This is a genomic window from Pseudomonas sp. BE134 (genome assembly GCF_031456105.1).
Classification (GTDB): domain Bacteria; phylum Pseudomonadota; class Gammaproteobacteria; order Pseudomonadales; family Pseudomonadaceae; genus Aquipseudomonas.
This window is the reverse complement of the sequence record NZ_JAVDUA010000015.1, coordinates 65,625-87,384: the sequence shown is the minus strand read 5'-3', so window position 1 is coordinate 87,384 and position 21,760 is coordinate 65,625. Positions and strand designations below refer to the sequence as shown.

At 58.6% G+C, this 21,760-nt stretch carries 14 protein-coding genes; 7 read left to right on the top strand and 7 right to left on the bottom strand.

The window, feature by feature from the left end; all coding sequences use genetic code 11:
* The first annotated feature begins 18 nt into the window (after nucleotides 1-18).
* Nucleotides 19-699 carry a heavy metal response regulator transcription factor gene (locus tag J2Y56_RS14365; protein WP_007943669.1) on the top strand — a complete coding sequence of 227 codons (681 nt, stop codon included), beginning with the start codon at nucleotides 19-21 and terminating at the stop codon, nucleotides 697-699.
* Entirely contained in the window at nucleotides 699-2,045 is a 1,347-nt protein-coding gene (locus J2Y56_RS14360) for a heavy metal sensor histidine kinase (protein WP_310350827.1), read from the top strand. The genes J2Y56_RS14365 and J2Y56_RS14360 overlap by 1 nt, the downstream gene beginning before the upstream one ends.
* Before the next feature lie 151 nt (nucleotides 2,046-2,196).
* Here J2Y56_RS14360 and J2Y56_RS14355 read toward each other — a convergent pair whose 3' ends face one another.
* The 3 genes from J2Y56_RS14355 to J2Y56_RS14345 form a co-directional block, all read right to left on the bottom strand.
* Nucleotides 2,197-3,441 (bottom strand): lipoprotein-releasing ABC transporter permease subunit, encoded by a 1,245-nt coding sequence (locus J2Y56_RS14355; protein WP_310335593.1) that lies wholly within the window; start codon nucleotides 3,439-3,441, stop codon nucleotides 2,197-2,199.
* Between the two features lie 65 nt (nucleotides 3,442-3,506).
* Nucleotides 3,507-4,190, bottom strand: a complete 684-nt coding sequence (lolD, locus tag J2Y56_RS14350) for a lipoprotein-releasing ABC transporter ATP-binding protein LolD (RefSeq protein WP_162830870.1) — start codon at nucleotides 4,188-4,190, stop codon at nucleotides 3,507-3,509.
* Between the two features lie 7 nt (nucleotides 4,191-4,197).
* Complete coding sequence (locus J2Y56_RS14345; RefSeq protein ID WP_310350825.1) at nucleotides 4,198-5,448, bottom strand: lipoprotein-releasing ABC transporter permease subunit; 1,251 nt, start codon at nucleotides 5,446-5,448, stop codon at nucleotides 4,198-4,200.
* 94 nt (nucleotides 5,449-5,542) lie between these two features.
* Between J2Y56_RS14345 and J2Y56_RS14340 the strand changes: the two genes are divergently transcribed.
* Nucleotides 5,543-6,121 carry a PilZ domain-containing protein gene (locus J2Y56_RS14340; protein WP_033048877.1) on the top strand — a complete coding sequence of 193 codons (579 nt, stop codon included), beginning with the start codon at nucleotides 5,543-5,545 and terminating at the stop codon, nucleotides 6,119-6,121.
* A gap of 14 nt (nucleotides 6,122-6,135) precedes the next feature.
* The gene (locus J2Y56_RS14335) at nucleotides 6,136-6,858 is read left to right on the top strand and encodes a glycerophosphodiester phosphodiesterase family protein (RefSeq protein WP_007943661.1); all 723 of its coding nucleotides are present in this window, start codon (nucleotides 6,136-6,138) and stop codon (nucleotides 6,856-6,858) included.
* A 42-nt stretch (nucleotides 6,859-6,900) separates the two neighbouring features.
* On the opposite strand, the gene sthA is transcribed toward J2Y56_RS14335, so the two are convergent.
* The 3 genes from sthA to J2Y56_RS14320 form a co-directional block, all read right to left on the bottom strand.
* A complete protein-coding gene (gene sthA / locus J2Y56_RS14330) occupies nucleotides 6,901-8,295 on the bottom strand; it encodes a Si-specific NAD(P)(+) transhydrogenase (RefSeq protein WP_007943660.1) in 1,395 nt (464 codons plus the stop codon).
* 202 nt (nucleotides 8,296-8,497) lie between these two features.
* Nucleotides 8,498-9,469: an FAD:protein FMN transferase gene (locus J2Y56_RS14325; RefSeq protein WP_310350820.1), complete on the bottom strand. Its 972-nt coding sequence runs from the start codon at nucleotides 9,467-9,469 to the stop codon at nucleotides 8,498-8,500.
* 284 nt (nucleotides 9,470-9,753) lie between these two features.
* Entirely contained in the window at nucleotides 9,754-11,217 is a 1,464-nt protein-coding gene (locus J2Y56_RS14320) for a glyceraldehyde-3-phosphate dehydrogenase (RefSeq protein ID WP_007943658.1), read from the bottom strand.
* 363 nt (nucleotides 11,218-11,580) lie between these two features.
* On the opposite strand from J2Y56_RS14320, the gene mfd reads away from it, so the two are divergent.
* The 3 genes from mfd to J2Y56_RS14305 are packed head-to-tail and all read left to right on the top strand — an operon-like array spanning nucleotide 11,581 to nucleotide 18,306.
* Complete coding sequence (gene mfd, locus J2Y56_RS14315; protein ID WP_007943657.1) at nucleotides 11,581-15,030, top strand: transcription-repair coupling factor; 3,450 nt, start codon at nucleotides 11,581-11,583, stop codon at nucleotides 15,028-15,030.
* 10 nt (nucleotides 15,031-15,040) lie between these two features.
* Nucleotides 15,041-15,607, top strand: coding sequence for a CsiV family protein (locus tag J2Y56_RS14310; protein ID WP_310350816.1), 567 nt, complete (start codon nucleotides 15,041-15,043; stop codon nucleotides 15,605-15,607).
* A gap of 5 nt (nucleotides 15,608-15,612) precedes the next feature.
* Nucleotides 15,613-18,306 carry a DEAD/DEAH box helicase gene (locus J2Y56_RS14305; protein WP_310350815.1) on the top strand — a complete coding sequence of 898 codons (2,694 nt, stop codon included), beginning with the start codon at nucleotides 15,613-15,615 and terminating at the stop codon, nucleotides 18,304-18,306.
* Nucleotides 18,307-18,451: 145 nt separating this feature from the next.
* Here J2Y56_RS14305 and J2Y56_RS14300 read toward each other — a convergent pair whose 3' ends face one another.
* Nucleotides 18,452-21,748 (bottom strand): DEAD/DEAH box helicase, encoded by a 3,297-nt coding sequence (locus J2Y56_RS14300; RefSeq protein ID WP_310350813.1) that lies wholly within the window; start codon nucleotides 21,746-21,748, stop codon nucleotides 18,452-18,454.
* Nucleotides 21,749-21,760: the final 12 nt, after the last annotated feature.

Genomic DNA, 21,760 nt, shown 5'->3' with positions numbered 1-21,760 from the left:
ATTTGCCTAGAGTCGCCCATGAAATTGCTGATTGTCGAAGACCAACCGAAAACCGGCCACTACCTGCGTCAGGGCCTGAACGAGGCCGGTTTCAACGCCGAACTGGTGGCCGACGGTTGCACCGGGCAACAACTGGCGCTGAGCGGTGAATACGCGTTGTTAATTCTCGACGTGATGCTGCCCGGCCGCGATGGCTGGCAGATCCTGCAAGCGGTGCGCGGTGCCGGTCTCGACACGCCGGTACTTTTTCTGACCGCACGAGACGCAGTGGAAGACCGGGTTCATGGTCTGGAGCTGGGTGCCGACGATTACCTGGTCAAACCGTTCGCCTTCTCCGAACTGCTGGCCCGGGTTCGCAGCCTGTTGCGTCGTGGCAACACCTCGCCACAGGAAACCAGTTTGCAACTGGCCGATTTGCGCCTGGATTTGATCCGCCGCCGTGTTGAGCGCAACGGTCAGCGCATCGACCTGACCGCCAAGGACTTCGCCCTGCTGGAAATGCTCCTGCGCCGTCAGGGCGAAGTCCTGCCCAAATCGCTGATCGCCTCCCAGGTCTGGGACATGAATTTCGATAGTGACACCAATGTGATCGAAGTCGCTATCCGTCGTTTGCGCCTGAAGATCGACGATGAATTCCCCAACAAACTGATCCACACCGTGCGCGGCATGGGTTACGTCCTTGAAGAGCGTTCAGCCTGATGCGGAGCCTTTCGTTAAGCAGCCGACTGGCGCTGCTGTTTGCGGCCTGTACCGCGGTGGTTTCGCTGTCCGCCGGGGTGTTGTTCAGCCGCGCCAGCGAAGCGCACTTTGTCGAACTCGATCAGCAGTTGCTGGATGGCAAGTTGATGGGTTTACGTCGGGCGCTTCATGACATTCAATCCAGCGACAGCCAAATCAGACTCGCGGATGAATTGAGCCGCCAGGCCGACTTGTCGCTGCGCATTACGGGCAGCGATGGCCAGCGCTGGTATGACAATTCGGCGCAGCTGCCGGACAGGCTCCCGCAAAAACCGGGTTTATCGACCCTGAACGACGCCGGCAGCGATTACCGCGTGCTGAACGCGCCATTGTTTGTTGATAGACCTGACTCCCCACAATTGACCTTGTTGCTGGACATCACCCATCACCAGCACTTTCTGCAACGCATGCAGCATCTGATCTGGCTGACCGTCGGGTTGTCAGCCCTGGCCACTGCCCTGCTCGGCGCGTGGGCGGCGCGCAGCGGGTTGCGCCCGTTGCGGCGCATGAGCGCGGTCGCCAGCGGTGTTTCGGCGCAATCGCTCAATGCGCGCCTGCCAGAAGAGAACATGCCGCCCGAACTCGCGGAAATGGCCCACAGCTTCAACGCCATGCTCGGACGCCTCGACGACTCCTTTCAGCGGCTCTCGGCGTTCTCAGCTGACATCGCCCATGAACTGCGCACACCGCTGTCGAACCTGCTGACCCACACGCAGGTCACCCTCACCCGCCCCCGCCCCATCGAGGACTACCGCGAGGCGCTGCACAGCAACCTCGAAGAACTGCAATGGATGGCGCAACTGGTCAATGACATGTTGTACCTGGCCAAGGCAGATCACGGCTTGCTGACGCCCAAGCGTGAACCGCTGGAGCTGGCAGTGGAAACGGATCTGTTGCTGGAGTTTTTTGCGCCACTGGCTGAAGACGCTCGGGTAACGCTAAGGCGCGAGGGTCACGCCCGGTTTGAGGGTGACCGCAGCATGTTGCGGCGGGCGCTTTCCAATCTGCTGGATAACGCGTTGCGATTTACGCCGGCTGAGGGCGAGGTTCGGGTACGGATTGTTGATCAGGTCAAAGGGTTGAGTCTGACGGTTGAAAACAGCGGTGATGGAATTGACGGGGCGTTGATGCCGCGATTGTTTGACCGGTTTTATCGAGCCGATCCGGCGCGTCAGGAAAGCAGCAGTGAACATGCGGGGCTGGGGTTGGCGATTACGCAGTCGATCATTCGTGCCCATGGCGGGCGGATTCGTTGCGAATCAGAGAATGGGTGGTCTCGGTTTGTGATTGAGTTGCCGCGAACCTGATCGTTCCCACGCTCTGCGTGGGAATGCAGCCCGTGACGCTCTGCGTCACATCCAGAGCCGAACGCGGAGCGTCCGTTGAGGCATTCCCACGCAGAGCGTGGGAATGATCGCAAACCCTGTGCGAGCCTGCTCGCGATAGCGGTGTAAGGGCTTACGAATACCTCAATGCGTGCGCCGGTTCGATCTTCGCTGCACGCCACGCCGGGTACACAGTGGCAAGGAAGCTCAAGATGAATCCCGCCGAGCAAATCAACAGCACATCCGCGCCCTGCAATTCCGAAGGCAGGTTGCTGACGAAATACACATCAGAGCTGAAGATGTGCTGCCCGCTCACCCGCTCGATCCAGCCCACCAGCGCACTGACGTTCAACGCCGCAATCACCCCAAGCACGCCACCGATCAAGGTCCCGACAACCCCGATCACCGTCCCCTGGACCATGAAGATCGCCATGATCTGCCCCGGCGTGGCGCCGATGGTGCGCAGGATCGCGATGTCCGCGCCCTTGTCATTCACCACCATGATCAGGGTTGCGATGATGTTGAACGCCGCCACCGCGACAATCATCAGCAACAGCAGGCCGATCATGGTCTTTTCCATCTTCATCGCGCTGAACAGACTGCCCTGGGTATGGGTCCAGTCGTCAGCCTTGTACGCGGCGCCCAAACCCGTGGCGATGTCGCTCGACACTTGTGGTGCGGCGTACAAATCCTTCACCGCCAGACGCACGCTCTGCACCTGATTCGGTTCCCAGTGCTGCATCTGCGCAGCATCGGCAACGTGAATCAATGCCATCGAACCGTCCAGCTCAGCACCGACCTTGAACACACCGACCACGTTCAGGCGCTGCATGCGCGGGGTAATCCCGCCCGGTGCGCTGCTGATTTCCGGCACGATCAGGGTGAGCTTGTCGCCGACATTCAAACGAAAACGACGTGCCGTGATCTCGCCGATCACCACACCGAATTCACCCGGCTTCAAGTCATCCAGACGCCCCTGAACGATATGCTGGGCAACGATCGACACTTTGCCTTCCTGTGCCGGATCGATACCGCTGACCTGAATCGGCTGCATCGTGCCCTTATAGGAGAGCATGCCTTCCATCTCGGTAAACGGTACGGCCGCTGTCACCTGCGGGTTTTTCATCGCAGCGGCGGCAACGGGCTGCCAATCGTCGATCGGGTTCACGCCGACGATGGTGGCGTGCGGCACCATGCCGAGGATGCGCGAGCTCATTTCGCGCTGAAAACCGTTCATGACCGACAACACCACAATCATCGCCAGCACGCCGAGGGCGAGGCCGATCATCGAGGTCATCGAGATGAAGGAAACAAAGCGATTGCGGCGCTTGGCGCGGGTATAGCGCGCGCCGATGAAGATCGATAACGGTCTGAACATTCGCTGGGGCACCGTATAAAAATAAAAGACCCGACGTACCGTCTGGTACGTCGGGTTTCGCTCACTCAGATGGGCGTCAGGCAACCTTCCTGCAAGTGCAGGACGCGATCCATCTGGCGGGCCAGGTTCATGTCGTGGGTCACCACCAGGAACGCGGTGCGCATCGACGTGCTGAGTTCCAGCATCAAATCCTGAATGCCCTGGGCGGTGTGGGAGTCGAGGTTGCCGGTCGGCTCATCGAGCATCACCAGGCCTGGATTGTTCACCAGCGCACGAGCGATAGCCACGCGCTGGCGTTCACCACCGGACAATTCTGCCGGTTTATGCTCCAGACGGTGACCCAACCCTACCCGCTCCAGCAACGCCGTGGCACGCTGACGCGCCTCCGGGATCGACGTCTTGCCAATCAACAACGGCATGCAGACGTTTTCCAAAGCGGTGAATTCCGGCAGCAAGTGGTGGAACTGGTACACAAACCCGAGGGCGCGGTTACGCAGCAGACCGCGATTCTTTTCGCTCAATGCCGACAGCTCTTCACCGTCGAGCCAGACGCTGCCCTTGGTCGGCGTATCAAGCCCGCCCAGCATATTAAGCAAGGTGCTTTTGCCAGAACCCGACTTGCCGACAATCGCCACGCGCTCGCCCGGGTGCAACTCCAGCTGCAGACCGGCCAAGACTTCTACCGACTCCGGGCCTTCCTCGTAGGACTTACCCAGGTTGCGGCAGCTCAAGATTGCTTTATCACTCATGCCCGACTCACTCATAACGTAGCGCCTCCGCAGGCTGGGTGCGCGCGGCACGCCAGGCTGGATACAGGGTGGCGAGGAAACTCAGGATCAACGCGGCGCCGCAGACCATCAAGACGTCCTGGCTCTGCACTTGCGACGGCAGGTAATCGATGAAGTACACGTCGGCGTTGAGGAATTTATGGCCGATCAGGCCTTCGAGGGCCGAGATCGCGGCGCTGACGTTCAACGCGGCGAAGATCCCGACCGCGGTACCGATCAGCGTCCCGACCACCCCGATGACGGTGCCCTGCACCATGAAGATCGCCATGATCGTGCGCGGTGTGGCGCCCAATGTGCGCAATATCGCGATGTCGCCCTTCTTGTCGTTCACCACCATTACCAGTGTGGAAATGATGTTGAACGCGGCAACGGCGACGATCAGCAGCAACAGCAGCCCGATCATGGCTTTTTCCATGCGGATGGCCTGATACAGATTGCCGTGGGTGCGCGTCCAGTCGCGGGCGTAGAAATGGTCTTCACCGAGTTGCTGGGCGATGCTCCATGCAGTGCGCGGGGCCTGGAACAGGTCATCGAACTTCAGGCGAATGCCCTGCACCTGATCCGGTTTCCAGCGGTGCAGCCGGGCCAGATCCTGCAAGTTGGTGATGCCCAGATAACCATCCAGCTCACCGGCGCCGACATGGAAGATGCCGACCACGGTAAAGCGTTTCATGCGCGGGAACATGCCGGCCGGGGTCACGGTAACCTCCGGCGCGACGAACGTCAGCTTGTCGCCGATGGTGGCGCCGAGCTTGGCCGCAGCCTTGTCGCCGATGACGATGCCAAATTCACCCGGGACCAGATCGTCGAGTTTGCCCTGCTGCATGAAGTGATCAATGATCGAGACGTTGCGCTCCAGCGCAGGATCGATGGCATTGAGCAGGACTTTGGAGACTTTGCCGTTGTTGGTCAGCAAACCCTGCATCTGAGTGAACGGCGCCACGGCTGTCACTTGCGGGTTTTTCTTGACCTTGGTGGCCAGGCTTTGCCAGTCGCTGATCGGCTCACCGGACTCGATGGTCGCGTGAGGCACCATGCCCAGCACACGGGTGCGCATCTCATGATCGAAGCCGTTCATGACCGACAGCACGACAATCATCACTACCACGCCGAGGGCGAGTCCGATCATTGAAGTCAGGGAAATGAACGACACAAAATGATTGCGACGCTTTGCACGGGTATAACGCGTGCCTATAAATACGAAGAGAGGTCTGAACATGTCGGGGCTTGTTCGGAGGGAAAAGGAACGTCCTTGTGGCGGGGGTCGATATCCAGCTTTACACTCAGACCACCGCCGCTACCATGGGTTCGCCATGTCGACATTAGATGAAGAAGATCGCCGCGAATACTACCGTATCGAGGACACGATCGCACTGGAAATTCGGACCCTGTCCGCTCCCGAGGCCGCAGGCCAGGAAGTGTTGCAGGATGCTTCTCCACTATTCAATTTGCTCAGCGAGCTGCACCTGAGCGAATTCGAGTCGCAACACCTGTTACGCCAGATCAGTGAGCGCGACCGCAACCTCGCGGCGTTCCTGAAATCCCAGAACAAACGCATCGATTTACTGAGCCAGGTGATCGCAATCACCGTGCTCGGACAGATCGGCGAGCCGCAGCCGGTAGTCATTTCCGAAGGCGGTATCGAATTCCGGCATCCGACGCCCATCGCCGTGGGCGCGCACCTGTCGGTCAAACTGGTGTTGATGCCGCAAGCCCTCGGCCTGTTGCTGCGAGCCCGCGTCATCCATTGCGACCGCAAGGCGGGCAGCTTTGATGTCGGCACCGAGTTCGAACGCCCGACCGATGCCCAGCGGCAGTTGCTGGCCCGCTACATTTTGCAGAAGCAGGCCCAGGAACGACGACTGGCCCGTGAAAACGAATCAGGCATTTAAATTAAGGAAGAACCGTGACCCTCATCTACGGCCATCGCGGCGCCAAGGGCGAAGCACCGGAAAACACCCTGACCAGCTTTCAGCAATGCCTCAAGCACGGCGTTCGCCGTTGCGAGCTGGACCTGCACCTGTCCATGGACAACGAGTTGATGGTCATCCACGACCCGACACTCAAGCGCACCACTGACCGGCGCGGCAAGGTTGTCGAGCATACGGCGGCCGAGCTGGTGACGTATGACGCTCGCAACGGCGGCCCGGGCTGGATCAAACCCTGTCCGATCCCGACGCTGGAAGCGTTGTTCGAGAAGTGCGACTTCGATCACTGGCAACTGGAAGTCAAAAGCGCCTCACGCACCCGCGCTGCCACGACCGTGCTGGCGATCCGTGAGATGGCTCAGCGTTTCGGCCTGCTCGACAAGGTCACGATCACTTCAAGTTCACGCGAAGTGCTCAAAGCCGCGCTGGATCTGGTGCCGGACGTGTCTCGCGGATTGGTGGCCGAATACGCCTGGCTCGACCCGTTGAAGGTCGCGCAAAGCTATGGCTGTGAGATTCTGGCGTTGAACTGGACCCTATGTACGCCGGAACGCCTGCAGAAGGCGCAGCGTCAGGGGCTGCATGTGTCGGTGTGGACAGTCAACGAGCCCGCGCTGATGCGCAGACTCGCCGACTTCGGCGTTGACAGCCTGATTACAGACTTTCCCGGTTTGGCCAGCGCCACGCTCGAGAATTGCTGAAATCGGTCTCCCCGGCCGGCTCAGGCCACCGGCCGGAGCCACTCAAAAAAGCCGGTTGAGGCCATCGTACGCCGCTACCCGATAGGCTTCGGCCATGGTCGGATAGTTGAACGTCGTGTTGACGAAGTACTTCAACGTGTTCAGTTCGCCTGGCTGGTTCATGATCGCCTGACCGATGTGCACGATCTCCGACGCCTGATAACCGAAGCAATGAACACCTAGCACTTCCAGGGTTTCGCGGTGGAAGAGGATCTTCAGCATGCCTTGCGGCTCGCCGGCAATCTGCGCGCGCGCCATGCCTTTGAAGAACGCCTTGCCCACTTCGTACGGCACCTTGGCCTGAGTCAGTTCCTGCTCGTTCTTGCCGATCGAGCTGATCTCCGGAATGGTGTAGATGCCGGTCGGAACATCATTCACAAAACGCCAGCTACCGTTTTCGATGATGCTGCCAGCGGCGGAACGACCCTGGTCATGCGCAGCACTCGCCAGGCTCGGCCAGCCAATCACGTCGCCGGCGCCGTAAATATTCGGTACGCAGGTACGGTAGGCTTCGTCCACTTCGATCTGACCACGGCTGTTGACCTTCACGCCGATGTTTTCCAGACCCAACTGGTCGGTATTGCCGGTACGGCCGTTGCACCAGAGCAAGGCGTCGGCCTTGATCTTCTTGCCGGACTTGAGGTGCAGGACCACACCGTTGTCCACGCCTTCGACGCGGTCGTAGTCTTCGTTGTGGCGAACCGTGATGTTGTTGTTGCTGAAGTGGTAGCTCAACGCCTGGGAAATTTCCGAGTCGAGGAAGCTCAGCAACTGACCGCGGTTATCCACCAGTTCAACCAGCACACCCAGACCGCTGAAGATCGAGGCGTACTCGCAACCGATCACACCTGCGCCGTAAACGATGAGTTTGCGCGGGGTGTGGCCGAGGCTGAGGATGGTGTCGCTATCGTAGATACGCGGATGGTGGAAATCGATGTCCGCCGGGCGATAAGGACGCGAGCCGGTGGCGATGATGATGTGCTTGGCGACAAGCTTTTCAACGACACCGTTAGCGCAGACCACTTCGATGGTTTGCTCGTCGGCGAAGCTGCCAGTGCCGAAGAACACATCGACGCGGTTACGGGCGTAGTAGCCGGTGCGCGAAGCGACTTGTTTGGAAATGACTTTTTCGGCGCTTTTCAGTACGTCCGGGAACGAGAACCAGCGCGGCTCACCAATGGCCCGGAACATCGGGTTGGTGTTGAACTGCATGATCTGCCGGACGGAGTGACGCAGTGCCTTTGACGGGATGGTACCCAAGTGGGTGCAGTTGCCGCCGACCTGGCGACGGCTATCGACCATCGCCACCTTGCGCCCTGCTTTGGCGGCGTTCATTGCCGCGCCTTCTCCCGCCGGGCCGGAACCCAGCACCACCACGTCGTAGTTGTAGACAGCCATGCGTACTCCTCAGAACAGGCCGCGGCGCCATCGGCACCCTGCGGCTAAATCACGCCGATCTGTGGCGTGAAGGAACAATTTGGGGCCAGTGCAGAACCCGGACACAGTCTATAGAAGCGTCAACGCCGCGCACATTAACCCTTGGTCGCGTCGTAGGCTAGTTTTGCCTGCACTACAACGCCAGCTTTCGTATTGTCCTCAGTCAGTTTTTTGCGCCGCTGAGCCGCTCAAAAGCCTGATTGGTTCGTGTGACAAAACCTGTATCGGCACGAATCACAAAGAATGCACCGATGTCATGTGTCTGGGCATAGTCCCACCCCCGTTCAGGGCCGAGAATCAGCAACAGTGTCGATAGTCCATCGGCCATCAGCGCTGAAGGATGAATCACCGTGACTGACGCCAGGGTGTGCAGGACCGGTGCACCGGTGCGGGCATCGAAGGTGTGGGAATATCGCTTTCCGTCCTGCTGAAAATAGTTGCGATAGTCGCCGGAGGTGGACACGCCATAACCATCGACAGCGATAACCTTTTGCGCAATCTGCTGATCATCCCGAGGTTCTTGGAGGGCAATACGCCAAGGTGAACCGTCGAGTTTTTTGCCGGCGGCCTTGAGCTCACCCGTGGCTTCGGCGAGGTAATTGTGGATGCCCATGGCGTCGAGTTTTGCGGCAATGGTGTCGACTGCATAACCTGCAGCGATGCTGTTGAAGTCGACTTCGACGGCGGCATCCTTGCACAACTGGTCGCGATCGATACGCAGATGCCGGTAACCCACTCGCTGCCGCACTTCGGCCAGTGCTTGGGCGGCCGGGATTTTTTCCTCGCGCGCCTGTGGGCCGAACCCCCACAGGTTGAGCAGAGGTTCTACTGTCAGGTCGTAGGAGCCGTCACTTTGTTCAGACAGTTGTTCGCCGACGCGGATCAATCCGAGGACGGGTTCGGGCATTTTCTGACAGCGATTGGCGGGAAGATCATTGAAGCGCTCGATGTCCGAGTCGCTGCGATAAGTCGACATTTGTTTATCGACGTCGGCGAGGATTTTCTCAACCTCGATCTGGACATCTTTGGAGGCGGGAAGACCTGCGCGGCGAACATATTTGATCGAATAAGTACTGCCCATGGTGGGACCGCCGAAGCTCTCCAGGGAGTCGCTGTTGCCGCAGCCTGACAACATGATAATCAGACTTAAAAGACCGCACTGTCGCCATTTCAACAATCGAAGCCCTCCTGACACACCACTGAAGCCAGCCATTATGCGACACAACTGTGGGAGCACGCCGACAAGATCGTTCCCTCGCTCCGCGTGGGAATGCAGCCCAGGACGCTCCGCGTCCTTGCCGAAGAGCGGACGCGGAGCGTCCATTGAGGCATTCCCACGCAGAGCATGGGAACGATCACCGCACAAAAAAAAAACGCCCCGACCTGAGTCGGGGCGTTTTCATGTGTAGCTACTAACGCTTAGCGCGGGAAAGCTGGCGGGTTTACACCGGCCATGTCTTCCATCACGCGTACCACCTGGCAGCTGTAACCGAATTCGTTGTCGTACCAAACGTACAGAACAACGCGGTTGTCTTGGCTGATGGTCGCTTCAGCATCCACAACGCCTGCGTGCCGCGAGCCAACGAAGTCCGTGGAAACCACTTCCTGCGAGTTGACGTAGTCGATTTGCTTATGCAGATCGGAGTGCAGCGCCATGTAGCGCAGGTACTCGTTCATCTCTTCGCGGGTGGCGGCTTTCTCAAGGTTCAGGTTGAGAATGGCCATCGACACGTTAGGCGTCGGAACGCGGATCGCGTTACCGGTCAACTTGCCGGCCAGCTCAGGCAGTGCCTTGGCAGCAGCAGTGGCAGCACCGGTCTCGGTGATCACCATGTTCAACGCGGCGCTACGGCCACGGCGATCGCCTTTGTGGAAGTTGTCGATCAGGTTCTGGTCGTTGGTGTACGAGTGAACGGTTTCAACGTGACCATTGATGATGCCGAACTTGTCGTTCACAGCTTTCAGCACCGGCACGATGGCGTTGGTGGTGCAGGAAGCGGCGGAAACGATCTTGTCGTCAGCGGTGATTTCACCGTGGTTGATGCCGTGAACGATGTTCTTCAGCTTGCCTTTACCCGGCGCGGTCAGAACAACGCGGTCGATACCCGGGCAAGCCAGGTGTTGACCCAGGCCATCGGCGTCACGCCATACACCGGTGTTGTCCACCAGCAGCGCGTCTTTGATGCCGTACTGGGTGTAATCCACCTCAGTCGGGTTTTTCGCGTAGATAACCTGGATCAGGTTGCCGTTGGCGGTGATGGTGCTGTTGGCTTCATCAATGGTGATGGTGCCATCGAACGGACCATGAACCGAGTCACGACGCAGCAGGCTTGCACGCTTGACCAGATCGTTCTCGGCGCCCTTGCGGACGACGATGGCGCGCAGACGCAGACCGTCGCCACCACCGGTTTTCTCGATCAGGATGCGCGCCAGCAGACGGCCGATACGACCGAAGCCGTACAGGACAACGTCGGTGCCTTTGCGAGCGGCAACGTTCTGCTGACCAACCACATCAGCCAGTTCTTCACGGACGAACTGCTCGGCGGTACGACCTTTGCCTTCGGCCTTGAACTTGACCGCAAGCTTGCCCAGGTCTACCGAAGCGGCGCCGAGCTTGAGCTCGCTCATCGCTTTGAGCAGCGGGAATGTTTCGTGGACGGACAATTCAGTGTCATCGGACTGACGATGACGAGCAAAGCGGTGAGCTTTGAGAATCGCAATGACTGAACGGTTGATCAGGCTGCGGCCATAGATCGAGCTCACCACGTTGTTATTGCGGTAGAGCTGACCGATAAGCGGAATCATCGCTTCTGCGAGTGCTTCACGGTCGATCCATTCACCAAGACACTGGTCGGGCTTCTGAGTCACGGGAACCTTCCACATGTAGGGGCAGAAAAAAGGGGCTACATTATGCCGCCGACTCCTTCCCGTAGCAATGCGCGCTTGTCGCGCGATCCGTAACAATTTCCTGTTCAAAAAAATTACGCTCCGCTTAAGCCCAATAAAACCGGGGCTTTCAGCGCAGTCAATTTTTTGGAGATAACGCTACCTTGTCCGTAACCCTCCGTAACACCGGTTGGTTTTGCCACTACATATTCAGCATTTATAAGTAAAAAACCCATGAATTTTGTCTTTACCACTACATTTCGCCAAACCTGCGTAATAGACACAGTCTGCAACTGACAGGCGGCACCCGGGGCCGCTACAATTACAGACTTTGTCGCAACGCTTGGAGCTCAACCTTCCGTGCCCGTTCTGCGTCTACCGCTTCTCCCTGCCGCGGCAGGTAAACAGCACTGGGGCAACCTGCCCGGTGCCGCCCTCAGCCTGGCCATCGCCGAGGCTGCCAGCGCTGCCAAGCGCTTTACCCTGCTGCTGACCGCCGACAGCCAAAGTGCCGAACGGCTGGAACAGGAGCTGAGTTTCTTCGCCCCGGATTTGCCCGTATTGCATTTCCCGGACTGGGAAACCCTGCCCTACGATCTGTTTTCGCCGCACCAGGACATTATTTCCCAGCGCATCGCCGCCCTTTACAGGCTGCCGGAGCTGAGTCATGGCGTTCTGGTGGTGCCGATCACGACAGCCCTGCATCGCCTCGCCCCGACCAAATTCCTGCTGGGTAGCAGCCTGGTCCTGGACGTTGGCCAGAAGCTCGACGTTGAACAAATGCGCACCCGGCTTGAAGCCAGTGGTTATCGCTACGTCGACACGGTGTATGAGCATGGCGAGTTCACTGTGCGCGGCTCGCTGATCGATCTGTTCCCGATGGGCAGCAAACTGCCATTCCGCATCGACCTTTTCGATGACGAAATCGAGACGCTGCGCACATTCGATCCGGAAAACCAGCGATCTATCGATAAAGTCGACACCGTCCGCTTGCTGCCAGCGCGGGAATTCCCGCTGCAGAAAGACGCGGTCACCCGCTTTAAGGCACGCTTCCGTGAGCGCTTTGATGTCGACTTCCGCCGCTGCCCGATCTTTCAGGATCTGAGCAGCGGGATTACTCCGGCCGGTATCGAGTACTACCTGCCGCTGTTCTTTGACGAAACCTCCACGCTATTCGATTACCTGCCGCAGGACACGCAAGTGTTTTCCCTGCCGGGCATCGAGCAGGCGGCAGAGAATTTCTGGAACGACGTGCGTAACCGCTATGAAGAGCGCCGCGTCGACCCGTCCCGTCCTTTGTTGCCGCCGGCCGAGTTGTTCCTGCCGGTGGAGGATTGCTTTGCCCGCCTCAAAAGCTGGCCACGCGTGGTGGCCAGCCAACAGGACGTGGAAACCGGTGTCGGCCGCGAACGTTTCCCGGCGCGGGAACTGCCGAACCTGGCCATCGAAGCCAAAGCCACTCAGCCATTGGCGGCGCTGGCCGGTTTCCTCGACGAATTCCCTGGCCGCGTGCTGTTTACCGCAGAGTCGGCGGGCCGTCGTGAAGTGCTGCTGGAATTGCTCGAACGCTTGAAGCTGCGACCGAAAACCGTCGACAGCTGGCCAGACTTCGTCGCGAGCAAGGAGCGCCTGGCGATCACCATTGCTCCGCTCGACGAAGGTCTGGTACTCGACAACCCGGCCCTGGCGCTGGTGGCTGAAAGTCCGTTGTTCGGTCAGCGCGTGATGCAACGCCGTCGCCGGGAAAAACGCGCCGACGCCAACAACGATGCAGTCATCAAGAACCTCACCGAACTGCGCGAAGGCGCGCCGGTGGTGCACATCGATCACGGCGTCGGTCGCTACCTCGGGTTGGCAACGCTGGAAATCGACGATCAAGCCGCCGAGTTCCTCACGCTGCAATACGCCGAAGGCGCCAAGCTATACGTGCCGGTGGCCAACCTGCACCTGATCGCACGTTACACCGGCAGCGACGACGCCCTGGCCCCGCTGCACCGTCTAGGCTCCGAAACCTGGCAAAAAGCCAAACGCAAAGCCGCCGAACAGGTGCGCGATGTGGCCGCCGAGTTGCTCGACATCTATGCCCGTCGCGCCGCCCGCGAAGGCTATGCCTTCGAAGACCCGAAAGCCGACTACGCGACGTTCAGCGCCGGTTTCCCGTTCGAAGAAACCCCGGATCAGCAAACCACCATCGATGCGGTACGCGCCGACATGCTCGCGCCGAAACCGATGGACCGACTGGTCTGCGGCGACGTGGGTTTCGGCAAGACTGAAGTGGCGATGCGCGCGGCTTTCATCGCGGTGCATGGCGGTCGGCAGGTAGCGATTCTGGTGCCAACCACCCTGCTCGCCCAGCAGCATTACAACAGCTTCCGCGACCGTTTCGCCGATTGGCCGGTGACCGTGGAAGTGATGAGCCGCTTCAAGTCGACCAAGGAAGTGAACGCCGCCGTTGCGGATCTGGCCGAAGGCAAGATCGACATCGTGATCGGCACGCACAAGCTGCTGCAAGATGACGTGAAGATCAAAAACCTCGGGCTGGTAATCATCGACGAAGAGCACCGTTTTGGTGTGCGTCAGAAGGAACAGCTCAAGGCCCTGCGCAGTGAAGTCGACATTCTTACCCTGACTGCCACGCCAATTCCGCGCACGCTGAACATGGCGGTGTCGGGCATGCGTGACCTGTCGATCATCGCCACCCCGCCGGCGCGTCGCCTGTCGGTGCGAACGTTCGTCATGGAGCAGAACAAGAGCACGGTCAAAGAAGCCCTGCTGCGTGAGCTGCTGCGTGGTGGCCAGGTTTACTACCTGCATAACGACGTGAAAACCATCGAGAAATGCGCCGCCGACCTCGCCGAACTCGTGCCGGAAGCACGGATCGGTATCGGCCATGGGCAGATGCGCGAACGCGAACTCGAACAGGTGATGAGCGACTTCTATCACAAGCGCTTCAACGTGCTGATCGCCTCGACCATCATCGAGACCGGCATCGACGTACCGAGCGCCAACACCATCATCATCGAGCGTGCCGACAAGTTCGGCCTGGCGCAACTGCACCAGTTGCGTGGCCGTGTCGGCCGCAGTCACCACCAGGCTTACGCTTACCTGCTGACGCCACCGCGCCAGCAAATCACCCCGGATGCGGAAAAGCGCCTGGAAGCGATCGCCAACACCCAGGATCTCGGCGCAGGCTTCGTGCTGGCCACCAACGACCTGGAAATCCGTGGCGCCGGCGAGCTGTTGGGCGACGGTCAGAGCGGGCAGATCCAGGCGGTTGGCTTTACGCTGTACATGGAAATGCTTGAACGCGCCGTGAAGTCGATCCGCAAAGGCGAGCAGCCGAATCTGGATCAGCCGCTGGGCGGTGGTCCGGAAGTCAATCTGCGCGTACCGGCGTTGATTCCCGAAGACTATCTGCCCGACGTTCACGCGCGATTGATTCTCTACAAACGCATCGCGTCCGCCACGGACGAGGACGGTCTCAAGGATCTGCAAGTAGAGATGATCGACCGTTTCGGTCTGTTGCCGGAACCGACCAAGAACCTGATCCGCATCACGGCGCTGAAATTGCAGGCCGAATTGCTGGGTATCAAGAAAGTCGACGGCGGTCCGCAAGGTGGCCGCATCGAGTTTGCGGCACAGACGCCGGTCGACCCGCTGACACTGATCAAACTGATTCAGGGCCAGCCAAAACGCTATAAATTCGAAGGTGCCACGATGTTTAAATTCATGGTGCCGATGGAGCGCTCAGAAGAACGCTTTAATACTGTAGAGGCGCTGCTTGAGCTCCTTATCCCGAAAACTGCTTGAAGGACGCCGCATGCGCCTGTTTCGCTCATTGCCCCTGCTGTTAACGCTGATCGCACCCACGGCGTTTGCCGATGATCTGTATCAGATTGAATTGATTCTGGTCCGGCAAAACGCCGTGCCTGCCATCGTCAGCCGAGCCGCACCGGAAGACTGGGCAGCCGGCGCCCTACCCATCAGCAAGGACAGCCTGCGCACGCCGACCCTGAATGGCGAAGTGGAAAAACTGACCGCCAGCAACGAATACACCGTGTTGCTGCACAAGGCCTGGCAGCAAAACCTCGGCGAACAAGAGAGCAAAGTCGCGATCAGCGACGGCAAGGAACAATACGGTCAGTTCCCGATAGAGGGCACGTTGAACCTGAAACTGGGGCGCTTCACCGACGTGGGCGCCGACTTCTGGGTCAATCAGATTGACGCCAATGGCACGATTACCGCCAGTGAGCGCCTCAAGCAAGAAAGCCACACCAAGAACGGCCAGCTGAACTTCCTGGACAACGGCCACCTCGGCATGCTGATCAAGATCACCTCGCTCACCGCCCCTGCTCCTAGGCCAGTTCCCGAAGAAATTCCGGACTGATTGCTATGCCCCCAAGCCTGAGCAAACCCCTGGCATCTTCCTGGGTCAGCCGATTCAAGGAACAAAGCCTGGAGCGCGGCCGCCGCTACGCGCTGGAGAATCGCGTCAGGATCGTCGAGGTCGGCGACGCTACGATCACCGCCGCGTGCGAAGGCTCGGGCGGTAACGTTTACCGTCAGACCATTCGCCTGCGCGAGTCGGCCAAAGCCACCTTGCTGATGGTCGACGCGACATGCACCTGCCCGGTTCACAGCAACTGCAAGCATTGCGCGGCGGTGTTGCTGAAAGTGCAGGAAACACTGGCCTACCCCGCCGCTGCGCAAGATGCCGATCTGCTGGAAAAACTTCAGGCCGTACTGGAAAACCGTGGCCCGAAAGCACCGCCGCAAGTGCTTGTGGATAACGTTCAACCGGTGCCTCGCCTGTGGCTGGCGAGTATCGAGTTCAGCGCCTTCGAACCGCGCAACGGCAAGATGCAGCGCTACATTCAGCATCGCGCGGCGTTGTCTTTCAGCTATCTGGATGAATACGTCAGCGGACAAAAGAACGCCGACATCCTGATCCGCCAGGAAACCCAGACGCTACGGATAAAACGCCACCCGGATGTCGAACAGACCTACCGGGAACAGTTACGCATCCTCGGCTTCAAGATTGCCACCCGGCAAAGCAAAGCCTTGCCGGAAAGTGCCGGCGAACTCTACGAGATGGTCAATGACAGTGCCTGGCTGACCTTCACCCTCAACGAACTACCCAAGCTGCGCACCCAAGGCTGGGAGTTGCAGATCGACGAAGACTTCGGTTTCGACTTGACTGCGGTGGATGATTGGTACGCCACCGTCGAGCAGGTGCCGGAGCGCGACTGGTTTGATCTGGAACTGGGGATCATCGTCAACGGCGAGCGTCTGAGCTTGCTGCCGATCCTGTTGAACCTGATGCGCTCGCACACTGAAATCCTCAACCCGGAACGCCTCGCCCGACGCCGCGACGACGAACTGATTCTGGTGAACATCCCCAATCGCCCGAACTCCGAGTACGGCCCACTGCAAGTCGCCCTGCCCTTCGGCCGTTTGAAGCCGGTGCTGGCGACGCTCGGCGAGTTCTATCTGCAAGAACCCGGCGAAACCACGCTGCGCCTGAGCAAAGCCGACGCCACGCGCCTGAATCCGCTGGAAGACTTGCCACTGCTTTGGGAAGGCGGCGAACAGATCCGCACCTTTGCCCAGCGCCTGCGCGACATCAAGGACTACACCGCCACCGCACCTGAAGGCTTGAACGCAACTCTGCGCCCTTATCAGCTCGAAGGCTTGAGCTGGATGCAATCATTGCGGCAACTGGAGGTCGGCGGGATTCTCGCGGACGACATGGGCCTGGGTAAAACCCTACAAACCCTGGCGCATATTCTCACTGAGAAAGCGGTTGGACGCCTTGATCGGCCGTGCATGGTGGTGATGCCCACCAGCCTGATCCCGAACTGGCTCGACGAAGCAGCGCACTTCACACCGCAACTCAAAGTACTGGCACTGTACGGTGCCAGCCGCAAAAAACACTTCGATAAGCTGGCAGACTACGACCTGATCCTGACCACCTATGCGCTGCTGCCCAAAGACATTGAACAACTCGCCGCGCAGCCTTTGCATGTGCTGGTGCTGGATGAAGCGCAGTACATCAAAAACCCCAACAGCAAGGCGGCACAGGCGGCGCGGGAGCTGAATGCGCGTCAGCGTTTGTGCCTCAGTGGTACGCCGCTGGAAAACCACTTGGGTGAGTTGTGGTCGTTGTTTCACTTCCTGCTGCCAGGCTGGCTTGGCGATGTGAAAAGCTTCAACCGTGATTACCGCGTGCCCATTGAAAAACGCGCCAGCGAAGTCAGACTTCAACATCTCAACGGCCGGATCAAACCGTTTCTGTTGCGCAGGACCAAGGAACAGGTCGCGACGGAATTGCCACCGAAGACCGAGATCATTCACTGGGTCGAACTCAATGAAGCCCAGCGCGATGTGTACGAAACCATGCGTCTGGCGATGGATAAGAAGGTCCGCGACGAGATCACCCGCAAAGGCGTGGCGCGCAGCCAGATCATCATTCTCGAGGCGCTGCTGAAACTGCGTCAGGTGTGTTGCGATTTGCGTCTGGTCAACGACGCCGCCCTGCCGGCTCGCGGCAGCACATCGGGCAAGCTCGACAGCCTGATGGAAATGCTTGATGAATTGTTTGAAGAAGGTCGTCGAATTCTGCTGTTCTCGCAGTTCACGTCGATGCTGGCGCTGATCGAGGTTGAGCTGAAAAAGCGCGGTGTTGAATACGCGCTGCTGACCGGACAGACCCGCGACCGACGCGCACCGGTGAAGGACTTTCAGAGCGGCAAGCGACAGATTTTTCTGATCAGCTTGAAGGCCGGCGGCGTGGGCTTGAACCTGACCGAAGCGGATACGGTGATTCACTACGATCCGTGGTGGAATCCGGCGACGGAGAATCAGGCGACAGACCGGGCATATCGTATCGGCCAGGAGAAACCGGTGTTCGTCTACAAGATGATTGCCCGGGGGACCGTCGAAGAGAAGATTCAGCACCTGCAGAAAGAAAAATCCGATCTGGCAGCTGGTGTTCTGGATGGACGCAGGACGGGAGACTGGAAGTTGCAGACCGATGATATTGAAGCGTTGTTTGCGCCACTGCCGGACAAGCTCGAAAAGCGCTGAGGTTTGCGTTGGCAGTTAGATTGCCATCGCGAGCAGGCTCGCTCCCACTTTTGGATCTGTGCTTGCCCACCATGATGGGAACGCCATAGATATACTGTGGGAGCGAGCCTGCTCGCGGAGGGGCCATTATTGAAGAAGCCGACTGTCAGGACTTGGAGTTGGGCAGTGGCGCAAACAGCGCCTCAATTTCAGTCTGCTCAAGCTTCCATCCTCCGGTTGTTCCGCCCTCAAGCACAGCCCCCGCCAAAGCGGCCTTCTCCTGCTGCAAAGCCTGAATTTTCTCTTCCACTGTGCCCCGAGCAATCAGCTTGTAAACAAACACCGGTTTGTTTTGCCCAATCCTGTAGGCACGATCGGTCGCCTGATTTTCCACCGCCGGGTTCCACCATGGGTCGAAATGGATCACCGTGTCCGCTGCTGTCAGGTTCAGACCTGTGCCGCCCGCTTTCAGACTGATCAGAAACAGCGGCACTTTACCGCTCTGGAAGTCTTTGACCGGTGTGCGCCGATCCGTCGTATCACCGGTCAACAACGAGTAACCGAGATCACGCTGCTGCAACTCCTCCTCAATCAAGGCAAGCATCGAAGTAAACTGCGAAAACAGTAAAATCTTGCGGCCTTCACTGAGCAACTCTTCCAGCATCTCCATCAAGCTGATCAGCTTCCCACTACCGGACCGAAGCGACTTTGCCGTGATCGTCGTTTTGACCAGCCGCAAATCGCAGCACACCTGACGCAGCTTGAGTAACGCATCAAGGATGATGATTTGACTGCGTCCAACGCCATTGAGGGCGATTTCGTCACGCACCTTCTTGTCCATCGCGACGCGGACGGTTTCATACACATCTCGCTGCCCATCGCTGAGATCAACCCAATGCACAATCTCGGTTTTTGGTGGTAATTCGGTTGCTACCTGGTCTTTCTTGCGGCGTAACAGAAAGGGTTTTATCCGGGCCGTCAGATGTTGCATCCGATCACTATTGGCGTGTTTCTCGATTGGCGTGCGGTAGTCACGATTGAAGGTTTTGCTGTCACCAAGCCAACCAGGCAGTAAAAAGTGAAACTGGGACCACAGTTCGCCGAGGTGGTTTTCCAGAGGCGTGCCAGACAAACACAGTCGCTGGCGGGACTTTAGGTCGCGGGCTGCCTGAGCAGCTTTACTAACCGGGTTCTTGATGTTTTGCGCCTCATCGAGAATCAACACACTCCAGACTTGCGGCTGCAAAACCTCTAGATCCCGAGGCAGCAGCGCATAGGTGGTCAACACCAAATCGTATTCAGCAAGATTGGCAAAATCTTTTTGCCGGGCGGAGCCATGCAACGCCAGAACCTTCAATTGCGGGGTAAAACGTGCCGCCTCGTCGAGCCAGTTCGGAATCAGGCTGGTTGGCATTACAGCCAGCGCTGGAAGATCAAGTCGCCCGGTCTGCTTTTCCGTGAGCAAATGCGCCAGGGTTTGCAGGGTTTTCCCCAGCCCCATGTCGTCGCCCAGAATGCCGCCGACTTCTAACTCGCGAAGGGTTTGCATCCAATTCAGCCCTTCGAGCTGATACGGTCGCAGCGTCGCCTTGAGACCCTCAGGCGCCGAGACTTGAACATGGGTCGACTCACGTAATCGTTGCGCAAAACTGCGCAGTCGCTCGCCACCCTGCCAGACCAGCGGAACACTTTCCAGCAAACTCAGGCGAGCAGCATCCGGAACATTCAAGCGCAATGAATCGCCCTGATGCGATCCCAGATACAACTCGCCAAGGGTGGCCATCAACGGCTTGATTCGGCCGTAGGGCAGCGCGACTTTGCTTCGGGGCTTGCCACCTGTATTCCCGGCGCCAAGTTCGATCAGCAGTTGTTCATCATCGTTACGTTGAGCCAGGCTTTCGGGGTCCATCAACTGTGGCTGGCTCCGCAGCAAATGCAGCAGTATCGGCAGCAGGCTGTGACGCTCGCCATTGACGACGATCCCCAATTGCAGATCGAACCACTGATGCCCCGACTCTTCCTCGATCTCGGCATACCACTCTTCCACTGGCTGCAAGTTGAAGTGAAAGTTATCGCTGATATCGATCAGCCAGTTTTTCGCCCGCAGTGCCGGGACCCCATCCTGCGCAAAGGCAAGCCAGGCGGTATCATCCGGCAGGGTGAACATTTCGCCTGGACGGTCCAGGCTGCTTTTACGCGTAGCCTTTCTAAAACCGTGTTTTTGCAAGGTCTGACGCAAGGCTTTTTCGGCGATGGGGTTGCGCTGGATACGCTGGGTTTCCGCCCCGGAAAGAATCAACACTTCCGGGTTTCGGTCCGACGTCGGATGGCCGTTGTAGGTAAACGCCAATGCCGCTCGGTGCTCTGGCTCGTGTTGCCAGCGGATGTAGCGCTTGCCGCTGGCTAGAGTCAGGTGAGCCTCGGGAAGAATGCCATCGATGATCCGCTCTGTCAGCGCATGGGGTGCCGGAGCTACCCGTGTCGCGGCGCTCATCCGATGGCTGAACTGCATCGCCTGCCGCGCCGGAATATCGGGAGCCAAGGACAAGTGGCGAGCCAGCTTTTCGTCAAATGCATTGAACAGTGGTCCAATTTGCAGACGCTCGCGATCCAGATAGTACAAGGGTTCCAGGGCCAGGATCGTTTCCACCGAGGCTTCGTCGCTACCCCATTGCGAGCGAAAACTGCCGTTGGCCTGTTCGGCCCAGATAAATTGGCCCGTTCTTCTTGTTCCTTGCGTTAAAGGTTGTGGCTGTTCGAGATCGAGGAAAAGGCGCGAAGTTCGCAACAGCATTTCAATGAGTTCAGCACCACTGCTGCCATCCAAGGGATAGCCGGCGTAATAGGCATGATGGGAGTGAACGGCGACCAACAGCCTGGCGATGCGCAGATCCAGTTCAGTCAAGTAACCGGGTTGCCGGATAAGCGTATCCGACAACGAGTACACCGATTTGATGTCTTGCAGGCGGCCGTCCTTGAGCTGACGGGCCTTGAAAATTTCCAGCGTCCATTTCCCGGCAGTTGGCGTTGCCCGGAGTTTGTAAAACAGGCGCGTACTCGTTACCTGCGCCGCCTCATCGACGGCATTGCTTGCAGAAGGAATTCCGTCGAGCCAGCGCTCCAGTTCACGGTTCAGGTGAACAGGGTCAGAACCGTCAGGCGCTGCGACCGGAAGGTCCTGCAAATGATAAATAACGGTTGCGCAATGTTTGCAATCAATCACTACGGGGCATGAGCAAGAGCAGTCCAGCTCAAAATCGCCATTGGCACCCTCAATCAGTTCGATGTGCTGTTCGTAGACGTTACCTTCAGAGCCCCTGCAGGTCGCCCGCACCAACACATCATCAAGTTCGAGGATTTTCACCCGATGTTCATGGGCGTATCTACGCGCCTTGTCGAGGGCACGATGACTGAACTCATCCGCCCATGGCAGCTGTTGAAGTTTCTCGATGATTGCCGACATACACTCGATGCT